Genomic DNA, 16,450 nt, shown 5'->3' on the forward strand with positions numbered 1-16,450 from the left:
TTTTGCTACAATTATCCATAGCTTTGAAAAATCATATAAGCAAGGAGAGATAATAAAATGGCAAAGACAGTAAGTTTCGATTTTAAGAATGTTGCTGGTATGGCTTCCGCTGAGGACATCGCAGCTATTAAGGAAGAAGTTGTTGCAGCAAAATCAACACTTGTAAACAAGACCGGTGAAGGAAACGATTTCCTTGGATGGATCGATCTTCCGGTTGACTATGATAAGGAAGAGTTCGCCAGAATCAAGAAAGCGGCAGCTAAGATCCAGTCAGATTCAGATGTTCTGGTAGTTATCGGTATCGGCGGTTCTTACCTTGGTGCAAGAGCAGCGATCGAAGCTTTAAGACACAGCTTTTATAATTCAGTAGATAAAGAGATCCGTAAAACCCCTGAGATCTATTATGCAGGAAGTAATATCAGCAGTACCTATATGGCACATCTGTTACAGGTGATCGGAGACAGAGATTTCTCTATCAACATTATTTCCAAGTCAGGTACAACAACAGAGCCTGGTATTGCATCCAGAATCTTCAAGAAGAAATTAATTGAGAAATATGGCAAAGAAGAAGCAGCTAAGAGAATCTATGCTACAACAGATAAGGCAAAGGGAGCATTAAAGACACTTGCTACAGAAGAAGGATATGAGACATTCGTAGTACCTGATGATGTAGGTGGACGTTTCTCAGTTCTGACAGCAGTAGGTCTTCTTCCAATCGCAGTAAGCGGAGCAGATATTGATAAGCTCATGGAAGGTGCTGCATCAGCAAGAAAGGATTGTCTTGCAGAGAACTTCGACGACAGTGATGCTATGAAGTATGCAGCAGTTCGTAATATTCTGTACAGAAAGGGCAAGTCTATCGAGATCCTTGCCAACTTTGAGCCGGCATTACATTTCGTAGCAGAATGGTGGAAGCAGTTATACGGCGAGAGCGAAGGAAAAGATGGTAAGGGATTATTCCCAACAGCAACTGACTTTACAACAGACCTTCATTCATTAGGACAGTTTATCCAGCAGGGTTCACAGAACCATTTCGAGACAGTAATCAATGTGTTACATCCAACATGTGAGATCGTTATGGAAGAAGAGGATTGTGATCTTGATGGTCTGAACTACCTTGCAGGCAAGACAGTAGATTTTGCAAATAAGAGTGCTATGAACGGAACAATTCTTGCACATGTTGATGGTGGAATCCCAATCATCCAGATTAACATCGACAAGATCGATGAGTTCACATTAGGTGAGCTGTTCTACACATTTGAGTTTGCATGTGGTATCAGTGGATACACACTTGGTGTAAATCCATTTAACCAGCCAGGTGTAGAAAGCTACAAGAAGAACATGTTCGCATTACTTGGCAAACCAGGAAACGAAGAACTTGGCAAAGAGCTTCTTTCCAGAATCAATGGTTAATAAAGTTAGATAGAAGATGACGATAAGCCGGCGGCATACGCATGAAAACGCGGATGCCGCCGGTTTTCAAAATAGTCGAAAGGTTTATTTTGAAGCACATGAAGATAGTATTTTATATAAAACAGGTGTTGAAAATGGCGATGCAGCAGATTTATCTGCCGATGCTCTACAAACGGTATGCCGGAAAGCCGGTCGAAAAGGGGCTGGTAATTTTTGCCGATGCACATCATGAAGAACTGCCTTTTTCCATGAGAAAAATGTATGAAACACTGCAGGGAGATCCAGAGTATAAGAATGAAACGTGGGTCACTGATTTTGGAAAGATGGGATATGGCAGCCTGTTAAAATGGTTGAAGCAGTTTATGAAACGGTATGCGGCCGCCGAATATGTGTTTATCTGTGATAATTTCCTTCCGGTTTCTGCCTGCACAAAACGTCCGGAGACGAAGGTTGTGCAGCTCTGGCATTCCGGAGGACTGCTTAAGAAAAGCGGATATGATACGACGGAGGATATTCCGAAGATGTATAAAGGCGGTTCGGTTTACAAAAACTATGATCTGCTGACCGTCAGTGCACTATGCTGTGTGCCAGTATTTACAAAGACGATGCGGCTTGCACCGGGTGTTGTACAGGCAACCGGGATCAGCCGTTCAGACTGTTATTATGATGAAGCGTGGAATCAGGCAAACCGTGAGGAATTCTACCGGAAATATCCAGATGCAAAAGGGAAAAAAGTCATCCTGTGGGCTCCGACATTTCGTGGAAATGCAGCTATGCCGACGCTCTGTGGAATGGAAGAAATACAGAGAGCCATGAAAGAAACCTCAGACCGGTATTACTGGGTGATCAAGCTGCATCCGCATCTGGAAGAAAAGGGAATGAAGTCGAACTGCGATCTGCCATCCGAGAAAATATTTGCAGTTGCAGATCTGCTGATCACGGATTATTCGTCGGTATTATTTGACTATATGGTATATGAGAAGCCGTTTTTATTCTTTGCACCGGATTTTGATTCCTTTGACCATGCCAGAGGATTCTATGTTCCATATGATTCTTTCCCATGCCAGATCGTATCCGATGGAACGAAGCTGGCGGCTGCGATAGACCGGGAATTCACACAGAATCGGACAGATGAGATCCGGGAATGCCTGGAATACCATATGCAAATGTGTGATGGACAGGCAACGGAGCGGATTTTGGAGGTTGTGAAAAACCTATAGTTGAATTTTTTGTGAATACGTTATAATATTAATATATCTATGCAGAATGGGATAAGTATATACAAGAACATTCTGCGAGGGGATTGCCAGACGGCAGTCCGGTTTCATGAAAATAATTAGAGAAAAAAGGAGAAAACAGTAGATGAATATAGCAATTATTTTTGCAGGTGGAAGCGGAGTAAGAATGGGAGCAGGTGTCCCAAAACAGTTTCTTGAGATCAATGGAAAGCCAATTCTGATCCATACATTACAGTTATTTCAGTACCATGATCAGATTGATGCGATCTATATTTCTGTTCTGAAGGATTACATTCCTTATGTAGAGGATCTTGCAAACGAATATCACCTTACAAAGGTAAAGCATGTATTAGCAGGTGGAGCAACTTCACAGGATTCTATTTACAACGCACTTAAGATGGCAGAGTCAGAGTGCCCGGAGGATTCTATCGTGCTGATCCATGATGGCGTTCGTCCATATGTATCTTATGATGTTATTGCAAACAATATTGCAACCGTTAAGAAATATGGAAATGCGATCACATCAACAGCCTGCTATGAAACGATTATGATCAGTGAGGATGGTATCGAGATTGATTCCGTACCACCAAGAAAGGATACTTATTCTGCACAGGCTCCACAGTCCTTCTATCTGAAGGATATCATTGCAGCACATGATGTTGTCCGCGCTACACCAACCGGTTATGAAGGAATGGTAGATGCATGTACAATCATCAGAAGCCAGAATATCGTTGCACATATCGTAGAAGGCAACAGAGGAAATATCAAGGTAACAACACCGGAGGATGTATACATGTTCCGTGCGTTATTGCAGTATAAGGAAAATGAGCAGGCATTTGGTCTTGGAATTACAAACAAGATTGATACCAGAATGAGTCAGTATAAGAAAGACAATGAGAAATAGATCATAGACTCACATACAAATATGAATAAAGACAGGGCATTTTTCAGGATGCCCGGAAAGGATTATCTCCATGAATGATAACAGACATACAGACACCAGACATGAAATATATTTACAGATGCCGCTTTATGTGATCGCATTATTTGTACTTTGTGATATCTGGATGCTGACGGTCAGTGTTGTTGCAGGAATTGTAGGGATCATATTTACTGCAGTGTACTCGGTTGTGGTGATAGTCCTTTATATTTCTTCCAGAGTGTCCAGTGAAGCCGCATATGCAAATCGTGCAATGGAAAATGGGCGGGTTCAGAAAGATCTGATCCGTGAGTTCCCGATTCCATATGCGATACTGGATAAGACAGGCAGGCTCGCATGGGTGAATGATGAATTTGCTCATATTACGAACACCAGCAAGCGGAAGCTGATGCGTCTGACTGCGATGCAGGTATTTGAGGGACTGCCCCATGAGATGATACCGGGTGAGTGTGATGAGCCGGTACATGCGGATATTGAATACGATGGAAAAGAGTACAGGGTTGAGATTAAGAATATCCGGGTAAATCCGGATGGACCGGTAGACAGTGTCCAGGAACAGGAGACCTCAGAACATGAGGAGGAAATGGAGAATCTGCCGGTTACAGAGGACCAGCCACAGGAGAAGAAAACGATCAAACGGAAAAAACATACAGGAGTTACAAACTTCACCGCTATGTATCTGTTTGATATGACAGAACGGAATAAACTGGCAAAAGAGAATGAAGAGCAGAAGCTGGTGACCGGTCTGATCTACATTGATAATTACGATGAGATATTTGATGACCTGGAAGAGGTAAGACATTCTCTGCTGGTTGCTCTCGTCGATCGAAAGATCAATAAATATATGGCAAACGTAGATGCCATTGTACGTTCCTTTGAGAAGGACAAGTACATGTTTGTCATGCCGAAAAAATATCTTCCACAGCTTCAGGAGAATAAGTTTGCGTTGCTGGATGAAGTAAAAGCAATCAATATCGGAAATGATCTTCCATTGACGCTTTCAATCAGTCTGGGCACGGAATATAAGAGCTTTATAGAAGATTTTGAAGCTGCCCGTTCTGCAATGGAACTTGCACTTGGACGAGGTGGTGATCAGGTTGTATTAAAGTCGAATGACAAGATCACTTATTACGGTGGACGTAGTCAGGGTACTGAGAAATCAACCAGAGTAAAAGCCCGTGTTAAGACCCTGGCATTCAAGGAATTACTGGAAACAAAAGAAAAAGTTATCATTATGGCGCATAAGAATCCGGATATGGATGCATTTGGATCGGCGATCGGCGTATACCGGATGGTAAATTCCATGAATAAGGAGGCACATATCGTAATCAATGAAGTGTCCTCTGCCATCAGTCCGATCTATGGTAATTTTACTGCCAACAGTATGTATGGGGATGATATGATCATCAACAATGAGCAGGCGATCGAGATGATCAATGCTGATACCATGCTGGTTGTTGTGGATGTCAATAATCCAAGTCTGACGGAATGTGAGGAGCTGATCTCCTATGCAAAGACGGTAGTTGTATTCGACCATCACAGACAGACCAAGGATGTCATTGCTAATGCAACCCTTTCTTATGTAGAACCATTTGCATCATCTGCATGTGAAATGATCGCAGAGATGTTGCAGTATATGGATGAAAAAATTAAGCTGCGTCCGTCCGAGGCGGATGCTATGTATGCCGGGATCCTGATCGATACGGATAATTTCCTGACAAAGACAGGCGTGCGTACCTTTGAAGCGGCCGCATATTTAAGAAGAAGCGGTGCGGATGTTATGCGTGTCCGTAAGATGTTCCGGAGTGATATTGATTCTTACAGACAGAAGGCAGATGGTGTCAGAAATGCCGAGATGGTTCTCGGAATGTTTGCGGTATCTGTATTTGAACCGAAAGAAGGTCCGGAGTCACCGATCGTATTGACAGCGAAGGTGGCAAACGAGATGTTAAATATAGCAGGCGTGCGTGCCTCCTTTGTCATTGCACAGCTTGGAGATGATGTTAAGATATCAGCCCGGTCGATCGATGATGTAAATGTACAGATCATCATGGAACGTATGGGTGGCGGTGGCCATGCGAATATTGCAGCCGCACAGTTTACGAATACAACAAAGGAAGAAGTAAAGGAACAGCTTGTCAATTTACTTGAGGAGATGTACAAGGAAGGAGATATTTAATATGAAGGTTATCTTACTGGAAGATGTAAAGAGTCTCGGAAAAAAAGGAGAGCTGGTAAATGTCAGTGACGGTCATGCCAGAAATTATATCATCCCGAGAAAGCTGGGACTTGAGGCAACACCGAAGAACCTGAATGATTATAAGTTAAAGAAAGCGCATGAAGAAAAGGTTGCAGCAGAGAATCTTGCAGCAGCAAAGGCGCTGGCAGCAGAGCTTGAAAAGGCATCTGTAGCCGTCGGTATCAAGGTAGGAGAAGGCGGAAGGGCATTTGGTTCTGTATCCTCCAAGGAGATCTCAGATGCGATCAAGAGCCAGTTGCATTATGATATTGATAAAAAGAAAATCGTGCTGAAGGATGCGATCAAAGCAATGGGAACATTTACTGTTAAGATCAAGCTGCATCCACAGGTACAGGCAGAGCTAACAGTAAAGGTAGAAGAGGCTGACTAATGGAAGACGCATTTATCAGGAAGAAACAACCATATAACCTGGATGCAGAACAGTCAGTTATCGGTTCTATGATCATGGATCGTGATGCGATCGTAGACGTATCGGATATACTTACGAAGGAAGACTTTTACAGTGCACAGAATGCGATTCTGTATGAGAACATGATCGAGCTGTTCAAGGAAGGAATGGCGGTCGATCTGATCACGTTGAATAACCGGCTCCGGGAGAAGAATATTCCGGAAGATGTGGCGGGTATGAGTTATATTGCAGATATCATAGCCGCAGTGCCAACCTCGGCAAATGCCAAGTATTATGCGAAGATCGTAGCAGATAAAGCGGTGCTTCGCCGTATGATCAAGATGTGTGAGGATGTTGAAAAGGACTGTTATCTGGATACGGATGACGTGGATGGTCTGCTTGAGACAGCAGAGAGTGGGATCTACAAGATCGTACAGCAGAGAAACGGTGCAAATGATTTTGCGTCGATCGATTCGATCGTATTAGATGTTATCGATCAGATCGAGGCAGCATCCAGACAGAACACCAGAGTTACCGGTGTGCCGACCGGGTTTATCGATCTGGATAATATGCTGACAGGTCTGCATGGATCGGAACTGATCCTGGTAGCGGCTCGTCCTGCTATGGGTAAAACTGCATTTGTCTTAAATATCGCACATCATGTAGCTGTAAAGAAGCGTATTCCGGTTGCAATATTCAGTTTGGAAATGTCGAAGGAACAGTTGGTAACACGTATGATCGCGCTGGATTCACTTGTTAATTCACAGAAGATCCAGACGGGACAGCTTGTAGATGATGAATGGGATAAGATCATGGAGAGTACAGAGGTTATTGCTGATGCTCCGATCTTTGTTGATGATAATTCTGCGATCACGGTAGCCGACCTGCGTTCCAAATGCAGAAAATTAAAACAGAACAACGACCTGGGGCTTATCATCATCGACTATTTGCAGTTGATGAGCACGAACAAGCATGTAGAGTCCAGACAGCAGTTTATTTCTGATACATCGCGAGCATTAAAGGTGCTTGCAAGGGAACTGAATGTTCCGGTTATTACCCTGTCACAGTTGAACCGTGCAGTTGACTCCAGACCGGATCATAAGCCGGTGCTTGCCGATCTGCGTGAATCCGGTGCAATCGAGCAGGATGCCGATGTTGTTATGTTCATCTATCGTGATGATTATTACAATCCGGATACCGAGAAAAAAGGTATCGCTGAGATCATCATCGCAAAACAGAGAAAAGGTGCGACAGGTTCCGTTGATCTTGTATGGATGCAGGATTACACGAAGTTTGCAAATAAAGAGCACCCGCAGATGTAACGGATCAGAAAAAAGATATTAATACGGAATGTATAAATATAAATCGAGAAAGAAAGTCCGAATAAATCGGAAGATCAGAGGAGAAAATTAAAATGGTAGTAGAACCAAGAGTAAAGGATTATATCTGTACCACCGCTCATCCGGTTGGTTGTGCAGAAAATGTAAAGAATCAGATCAAGTATGTAAAGGCACAGCCAAAGGTTGAGGGACCAAAGAAGGTACTTGTGATCGGAGCATCGACCGGATATGGACTCGCTTCCAGAATCGCAGTTGCATTTGGCTATGATGCAGATACACTTGGTGTTATGTTCGAGAAGGAATCCAATGGAAGAAGAACAGCGACTGCAGGCTTCTATAATACAAGAGCATTTGAAGAAGAAGCAAAGAAGGATGGGCTGTATGCAAAATCCATCAACGGAGATGCATTCTCACTGGAGATCAAACAACAGGTAATTGATACGATCAAGGCAGATCTTGGAACTGTCGATATGGTTATTTACAGCCTTGCAGCACCAAGACGTGTAACGCCGGATGGACATAAGTATTCTTCTGTACTTAAGACTGTAGGTGAGGAGTATTCCAATAAGACTTTAGTTCTGAAGGACAATACAGTAACAATGGCACATATCCCGGCAGCAACCGAGGAAGAAATCGAGAACACCATCAAGGTTATGGGTGGTGAGGACTGGATCGACTGGATGCAGGCATTATCAGATGCAGGTGTTCTGGCAGAGCATGTGACAACTGTTGCATATTCTTATATCGGACCAAAGATCACATTCCCAATCTATGCGGAAGGTTCGATCGGTATGGCAAAGAAGGATCTGTACAGATCAAGTGATATCATCAATGAGAAGTTTGCAAATGTTGCATCTTATATTGCAATCAACAAGGCACTTGTAACACAGTCCAGTGCAGCAATTCCTGTTGTTCCGTTATACATCACGCTGTTATATAAGCAGATGAAGGCAAAGGGTGTTCATGAGGGCTGTATCGAGCAGATGGCAAGACTTTTCCTTGATAAGATGGCTGGAGAAGCAGAGACAGACGAGAATGGATTTATTCGTATGGATGACTGGGAAATGGCAGATGACATTCAGGAAGCAGTTGCAAAGAACTGGGATGCGGTTACCAGCGAAAATGTAAAAGAGCTTGCAGATATCGATGGATACTGGGATGAGTTCTACAATATGTTCGGATTTAAGATCGATGGTGTAGATTACAGTGCAGATGTAGATATTATGTAAGGAAACAATTGTGACAACAGACGGGTTCATCGGAAGGTGGATCCGTTTTTTACTTTATTCACAAAATATGTTTTGTAAAAAAGCGTTCCGGTCAGGTGTGAAAATCACAAGGGTTTGGGCAAGGGTTTGGTTTTTATGTCTGAAAGGTTTGCTATACAAAAACAGGAATAAATAATATAATCTATAAGCGTCAGGGTTATGGGGGTATGTATGAAACAAATGAATAACGAGATAATTTATCCACGATCGGAAGAAGAAGTGTTGCTGATTTTAGCGACAGCAAAAAAAGAAGGCCATCTGCTAGAGATTATTTTTGATGAGTTTGTGAAGAAACCATTTTCCATGCCGGTACTTTGGGGGTGCCGGGCATATTTCTACGGGCTGAAAAAAGAAGAGCTGTCAGCACATCCGGTTCTGTTTACTCATCTTGCATTGCTATCTGCTATGGATGGGGACTTGAGTCAGGCAAAAGCATATGTACAGTTTATGGGGAAGACACCGCGGCTGGTGAAAATGGATACATATGATATGATGGATATTTGTCGTATCAAAACAGAACTTGTCATGCCATATATAAGTGATGCAATGTTTTTTCGGATCGTAAACTTTCTAATTGAAGAAGAACTGGTGCCTGTGATGGGTCTTACGCTTTCAGCATGCAGACCAAGTATACTGAATGGTTTTCGCGACTTTACAAGATATGGCAAATATCTGAAAAAAAGCAAGGACGAGATAACAGAAGCCGCATGCCGATTATATGGTGGAAGTGTTGGACAGAAAGTGTATGAGATCATGCTGGCAGAGTGGTATTATCAGAACAATAATTGTTTTGAGGCACTGATTCTTGTGACCGGAACGATTCCGTTGATCGAGCAGGAGAAGGATATGCGTTGTCTGTTTGTGGCACTTGCACTTCAGATGAAGATCCTTTTGGTAAATGGACAGACAAAAGCTGCACGTCCTTTGGTGGAAAAGATTCGGAAACGGATACAGATTACGGGGTGGGATGAATTAACTTCAAGTCTGAATGCGATCGAATGTCTTGGTGCCTGTTATGATGGGCGACTACAGGATGTAGAGCGTTGGTTAGATGAGATAGCACCGGATGAGAATAAGGGCATCTTCATGATGGATATGTATGCATGGATGGTTAAGGTGCGATGTTATATACAGACAGGCAAATATATGGCTGCCTATGTATTGACACACCAGCTTATTGCATTGTTGATTCCGGGCAGACGTTATATGGATTTGTGTGAATGCTATATGTTGTCAGCTATCATATATTATAAGATGAAGAATATGGAAGGCATGTGTGAGGAGCTTTCCAAGGCCATTGCGCTTGCAAAAAGGTGTGGTTATATCAGACTGCTTGCGGACACAGGCAATTGTATGGTACAAATGCTGGCAATTTATCAGAAAGAATATGAAGAAGATTCCTTCATAAGTGAGATTAAGGAACTTGCATATTCGGTCGGTACTTATTTCCCTGATTATTTAAAATCTCCATATGAATATTATGAACCTCTGACTCAGATGGAAGAAAAAGTCTTTCGTTTGATGGCACAGGGCTTAAGTAATGATGATATTGCACGACAACTGGGCAAAAAGACGGGAACTGTGAAGTTCCATAGCTGTAATATCTTTCGTAAGCTGCAGGTTCCGACGCGTCAGGAGGCAGTCGAACGCGGTCGGGAGATTGGTCTGTTATAAAACAGACGCTTTAATATATAAGAGCATTTGGCTCTTTTATATAGAAAATAAAAAGGAGGAAATAAGATTGAAACAGAAAATTAAATTTGTGAAGCGTTTCATGTCAGTGGTAGTGGCTGCAGTTATGGTGTTTGCAACAGTTGCAGGTATCGGTAACTTTTTTCCGAATATAAAGTCGGAAGCGGCGACACGTCAGACGTTGTATATCTGTGATATTAAATCCGGTGGATTTAGTGCCAATTATGCAGGATATACAAGACTATCTACTGATGGAAATGCGGGAAATGTAAACAGAGGATGTGGTAAAGGTTCAGATGAATACATCTGGGTAAAGACGACCACAGATCCGGCACAGGCATATACAAGGATATGGTCTGTATGGCAGAATAATTCAGGTACTTCAAGCAGTCTTGACGGATATAGCGTTGAGAAAAAGACGGGTGACCTGAATGATGGTGTAGGTTCAAAATCTGGTTATATCTACATCTATGCAACAAAGGACAGGAATGCTGGAGATCCAATCTCATCACTTGGTATCTGGAATGACACTGATAAAAAGCTGCAGTATGCCGGAGGAAATTCAGGAAGCAGTCTTAAAAGCCAGAATGCAGAGAGGGTCGAGAATGTTGACAGCAACTGGAACAAGATTGATGGAGATCTCAATAAAAATGCCGGAGGTGCATATATTTATCTTTATTGTAAGAGAGCACCTTATGTGACTCCGAATGATATAAGGATTACTTTTGATGGTGAATATCATAGAGGATATGTAGAGTCAAAGACATCCGGTGTATCGATCTCATATGATAATACCGGTATGTATCAGGTAGGAAGTAATACTACAAAATATGCGGTGTCAAAATCCGGTATGGAGACAGCATATGGTACATTTACAAATACGATCACTGATCCATATGGCTATGACAAATACACGAAGCTGGAGGATGGACTCTGGCTTGGAGTAAAGAGCACAGCGGAAACAGCAACAAAAGATGACTATTCTTATTCAGAGACGGATGGACTTACGATCAAATCTGATAAGGAGATGATCCTGTTCGGAACAAAATCCGGTAAGGTTATGAAGGGTCAGATCAAGGCAGCAGGGGATATTGATGTGAATCTTGCGATCCGTAGTCTGACGATCACACGGAATACTCAGGGGGCAGCGATCACAGTAAATCCGGCAGAGGGTAAGACCGTGACGATCACTGCTTACGGAACAAACAATCTGACATCATCGGGAGCTTATGCAGCGATCCAGAAGAATGGAAGCGGTAAGCTGGTACTGACTTCTACGACGAAAGGTACTATAAATGCAACTGCCGGTAACAATGCGACATATGGAGCAGCCGGTATCGGTGGTGGTACAGATAAAACCTTAAAGGTTGTTTCAAATATCGAGATAAATGGAAATGTAATTATAAAAGCAAGGGGATCACAGCCATCAAATGAAAGCTATGCAGCATATGGAGCAGCCGGTATCGGTTCTCAGTACAATATGCCGGTTGATGGCATCCGGATCTCAGAAAATGCAGACGTAACAGCAATTGGTGCAAACGGAGCAGCCGGTATCGGTTCCGGCGCAAATGCTGACGTTGCCAATATCGAGATTGCAGGCGGAATCGTAAATGCAACAGCGGGAAGTGGAACGATCGGTTCTAAAAATATTGGCGGAGCCGGTATTGGTTCCGGTGCTTACATAAATGATGAAGCAAAGCTTGCTTCCGGTATTACCATTTCAGGAGGAACTGTAATAGCGACCGGTGGAGACGGCGGAGCCGGTATCGGTTCCGGATCTGATGTAGAAGCAACAGAGATTAAGGTAACAGGCGGTGTTGTAAAAAAAGCAACAGGCGGCACAGATGCAGCTGGTGTTGGCTCGGGAGCAAATGCAAAGGTATCGTATATTATGATATCAGGTGGAACTGTAACAGCAGTTGGTGGAGCAAATGGAGCCGGTATCGGTTCCGGTCTGGCAGGTGCAGCCTCCGATATTTACATTTCAGGAAATGTAGCTGTAATGGTAACAGCAGGAACAGACGGAGCCGGTATCGGTTCCGGTAAGAATGCATCCGTTGATAATATCAATATTAATTTAGAGTATGCAGGAAATCTGAGTGTCGATGGTACAGAAAACGGAGCCGGTATTGGTTCCGGAGCAACAGATACTGTGTCAGAGGCAACAAATATCAATATTTCAAATACAGGTTTTATTAGTATCAGAGCAAGAGGAAATGGAGCAGGAATCGGAGCCGGTCTGAATTCAGAGACAAGTGATATTAATATTACCGGCGAGGTCGGTGAGACAAAAGGAAAGCTTATAGTTATTGCTGCAAATGGTCCGGCAATCGGTGCTTATGCAGGAGATGTTAAGAACGTAAATGTCTTAACAGATGCAACAGTCAACCTCAGTGCTGAAAATGGTATTGCAGTAGGAGCACTGAATGGCTCATCTGCTTCTGATATTACAATTATCGGTGATAATATCTGTGGAGCAAAGGCAGAGGATGTTCCTGTTCTGGGAACTGTTTCTAACTCTGTTCTGTTCGTAGGAAAGACATATGAGGTTTATGGAACAGCAACCATTCGCAAGAGTACACATATTAAAGCAGGAACAACATTAGAATTACCGTCATCATCAAAGTTGATCATTCCGAAGGGCGTTGAACTTGTAGTTGATCCACAGCATGATGATGCACTTCCGGGTGCGCTTGTCTGGGCAGCTGACAGTGATGCACAGTTGATCATCAATGGTACTTTAACAGTTAAGGGAACAATGGCGATGGATTCCGAATATGGTATCATTGTATTGAATGGTTCTCTTAATCTGGAAGAAAATGCTAATATTTATGGTAAGTTCTTTATGAATGGTAAATATACCGGAAATGGTGTTATCACAAAGGGAAAGAATCAGACTCCGGAGGAAGGGGAGATTGCAGTATACCTTGAACTGGATATTGATGATGGTGTAACCTACAATGCAAAGGGAAATCTTGCAGAGAACCAGTTGATCATCGATGAGTCCAGCCTGGAGGATACTACTACCGGTACATATGCAATTAATAACATTGTTGCACATGACGGTTTCCAGATCACAGATATCCTGTTGGATGGCAAGTCCATTATAAATGACAGCAGTTATGTTACAAAGAATCAGGAAACAGGAGAGTACAATGTAGTATTATCGGTATCTGAATATCGTGGTGAGACGATAAAATTTGCAGTTAAAGCAAAATCAACCGTAGAATCGATCAGCATCGAACGTTTCCCAAATAAGACAGCATTTGCCAAAGGGGCAGAGTTTGATCTGAATGGTCTGAAGGTAGTAAAGACATATAAGAATAAGAAGACTGCCCCGGTTGATATTGATAAAGAGCTGAAGGTTACAGGCTATGATATGAACAGCGTTTCTGCACAGACGGTAACACTTCAGTATATTGCAGATGACAGATACAGTGATGATATTACAGCATCTTATGAAATAACTGTATTTGATTTTGCAGGCTTAAATAAGGGAAAGACCACACTTACTGCGGGCGGCGAATCATTTGTTGCTACAGATGTAGATAATGAGGAGCATGTTGTTAAGTTTGCATTAGGTAAGAATGTCGGTGATATCTCAGCACTGAAGGATAAGATCCGTCTTCAGGTACAGGGATTTACCAATACAGTTGGTCAGATCGATTTTGTATCAAGTGAGGTAGTCGGACAGAATGCGGTTGAGGCAACATATGTAGCAGATATATATGTAGATAAAGCAAAAACAGTAGTGATCCAGTATACAATAGTGATCACACAGCCAACCTTATACTATGATCTTGCAGAGGCAGCAGTAGCAGTAAATGGCGAATATACCTATGATGGAACACAGCAGACACCGGATAAGGAAAATATCGAAGTTACAATCGATGGCGCAGTTGTTCCGGACGATCAGTATACGGTAGAGTATGGTGAGAATGTGAATGCCGGTACCGGTAGACTTACGATCAAGGGTGATGGTATTCATACTACAAACAGTAAGGAAGCAACATTTACAATTGCAAAAGCGAAGCTTACGGATATCGATGCACTTGTAAGATCAAATGAATTTACAGTTCAGAATGATGTAAAGCATGAGCTTCAGATAGAATTTGGCGAGATCGAAGGCCTTGCAGCAGATGAATATACTGTATCTTATAAGAAGATATCCGATCAGTCAAATATCGTGGCAAATGTATCAAACGGAGTTATCACGACTGCTTATGATACATCCTATTCAAAGGCAGGAACAGCAGAAATCGCTGTTAATGTAACAATTAAGGATAGTGCAGTAAACTACTATGCAGATTCTGAATTATCACATTCCATAAATGTTACATTAACAAAGTATGTAAAGGGAACCAGTATTACGATCACTTCCGATTCTGATGATTTTGCGTGGGATGCATCAGCCGGTGAATATAAGGTGACGCTTTATAAGGGCGAGAAGATCTGGATCGATGCCAAACTTAACGATGGATCAACAGATGTTATTGATTATAAGGTCGCAGAAGGCGGCGAAGAGATAGCTGCTTGTGATGGAATTACCATTTCTGCGTTAGGCAAGGGATCGGCCATTATCACTGCAAGTACAGGTAAGGGTGCTACAACAAAGAGGATTGCGGTAACGGTTCTTCCGACTACCAGACTTGAATTAACCGGTACGGAGACTTATGAGAAGGTATTTGGCGATAGCGCATTTACACTGGATGTGGCTTTAAAGGATACAGCGCTTGAATCCAAGCTCTCTGCATTACGGTATGTTTCGGCTGATCCGGAGGTTGCTGCTGTAGATGAGACCGGTAAAGTTACTATAACGGGATGCGGTGAGACTACAATTACAGTAACATCCTATACAGAAGAAAGAGCATATACATCTGACGAATATGTAGTAATAATCAAGGTTAAGGCACCACATACAAAACATATCAAAGATAATGGAACAAGAGTTGAGCCAACCTGTGAGAAAAATGGTTCTATCACCTATAGATGTACCGAGTGTAATGAGGTTATAGATACAGAAGAACTGAAGGCAACCGGACATACATGGGATAAAGGAAAGGTTACAACACAGCCAACTACAAAGACAGAGGGTGTAAAGACATATACCTGCAGCGTCTGCAAAAAGACAAGAACAGAGCCAATCGCAAAGCTTCAGGAACCGACACCGGAAAAACCAACACCGGTGAAGCCAACACCGGAAAAACCAATAGTAAAACCGATCAAGAAGGGGGATGTGGTTTCTGATGACAGTAAAGCTGCAAAGGTTCAGGTTATAAGCACATCCAAGAAAACAGTTGCATATAAAGCTCCTGTAAATAAAAAGGCTAAGACTGTCAGCATTCCGGCAACCGTGAAGATCAGAGGTAAGAAATATAAAGTAACACAGATCGCAGAGGGTGCTTTCAAGAATAATAAGAAGGTAACAAAGGTTACAATTGGAAGCAATGTTAGTAAGATCTCCAAGAATGCTTTCAATGGAGCAATAAAACTTAAAACCGTTACTATGGGACAGAACGTAACGGAGATCGGAGCAAATGCATTTAAGGGCTGTAAGGTTCTTACCGGTATTACGCTTCCGGCGAAGACAACGAAGATTGGAGATCAGGCATTTAGCGGATGTAAGAAGCTGAAGACAATTACGATCAAATCTTCAAAGATTACATCAAAGAAGCTTTCTAAAAATGCATTTAAGGGCATCACAAAGGTTACTACGATTAAAGTACCAAAGAAGAAGGTTTCCTCTTATCAGAAGCTGTTTAAGAGCAAAGGCTTATCTTCCAAGGTCAAGGTAACAAAATAAAAAATATATAATAACAAGAGTGGGGGCGCCGTTTGTGGTAGGAATATCACAGACGGCGTTTTCGTTTTATCTGGACAGTATGAGTCAAGGTGAAAAAAATTTTTAAAA

9 protein-coding genes are annotated in these 16,450 nt (G+C 42.4%); all 9 read left to right on the forward strand.

What is annotated here, in order from left to right:
* Positions 1 to 57: 57 nt before the first annotated feature.
* The 9 genes from DXB77_RS10075 to DXB77_RS10115 all read left to right on the forward strand — a co-directional run bounded on the left by DXB77_RS10075 (position 58) and on the right by DXB77_RS10115 (position 16,342).
* Positions 58 to 1,413: a glucose-6-phosphate isomerase gene (locus DXB77_RS10075; protein WP_008402430.1), complete on the forward strand. Its 1,356-nt coding sequence runs from the start codon at positions 58 to 60 to the stop codon at positions 1,411 to 1,413.
* 134 nt (positions 1,414 to 1,547) lie between these two features.
* Positions 1,548 to 2,633, forward strand: coding sequence for a CDP-glycerol glycerophosphotransferase family protein (locus DXB77_RS10080; RefSeq protein WP_182439474.1), 1,086 nt, complete (start codon positions 1,548 to 1,550; stop codon positions 2,631 to 2,633).
* A 142-nt stretch (positions 2,634 to 2,775) separates the two neighbouring features.
* Positions 2,776 to 3,555: an IspD/TarI family cytidylyltransferase gene (locus DXB77_RS10085; RefSeq protein ID WP_021944644.1), complete on the forward strand. Its 780-nt coding sequence runs from the start codon at positions 2,776 to 2,778 to the stop codon at positions 3,553 to 3,555.
* Between the two features lie 70 nt (positions 3,556 to 3,625).
* Positions 3,626 to 5,770 (forward strand): DHH family phosphoesterase, encoded by a 2,145-nt coding sequence (locus DXB77_RS10090; protein ID WP_117822386.1) that lies wholly within the window; start codon positions 3,626 to 3,628, stop codon positions 5,768 to 5,770.
* 1 nt (position 5,771) lies between these two features.
* Positions 5,772 to 6,221: a 50S ribosomal protein L9 gene (gene rplI / locus DXB77_RS10095; protein ID WP_021944646.1), complete on the forward strand. Its 450-nt coding sequence runs from the start codon at positions 5,772 to 5,774 to the stop codon at positions 6,219 to 6,221.
* Positions 6,221 to 7,561 (forward strand): replicative DNA helicase, encoded by a 1,341-nt coding sequence (dnaB, locus tag DXB77_RS10100; RefSeq protein WP_021944647.1) that lies wholly within the window; start codon positions 6,221 to 6,223, stop codon positions 7,559 to 7,561. Before rplI ends, dnaB begins: the two co-directional genes overlap by 1 nt.
* A gap of 92 nt (positions 7,562 to 7,653) precedes the next feature.
* On the forward strand, positions 7,654 to 8,808 hold the full coding sequence (gene fabV, locus DXB77_RS10105; protein WP_118663159.1) for an enoyl-ACP reductase FabV: 1,155 nt from the start codon (positions 7,654 to 7,656) through the stop codon (positions 8,806 to 8,808).
* Positions 8,809 to 9,018: 210 nt separating this feature from the next.
* Entirely contained in the window at positions 9,019 to 10,521 is a 1,503-nt protein-coding gene (locus DXB77_RS10110) for a LuxR C-terminal-related transcriptional regulator (protein ID WP_182439475.1), read from the forward strand.
* 67 nt (positions 10,522 to 10,588) lie between these two features.
* Positions 10,589 to 16,342 (forward strand): leucine-rich repeat protein, encoded by a 5,754-nt coding sequence (locus DXB77_RS10115; RefSeq protein WP_118663161.1) that lies wholly within the window; start codon positions 10,589 to 10,591, stop codon positions 16,340 to 16,342.
* The last annotated feature ends 108 nt before the right edge of the window (positions 16,343 to 16,450 follow it).

Source organism: Clostridium sp. OM05-9, assembly GCF_003481465.1.
In the GTDB taxonomy this organism is placed as follows: Bacteria; Bacillota; Clostridia; order Lachnospirales; family Lachnospiraceae; genus Coprococcus; species Coprococcus ammoniilyticus.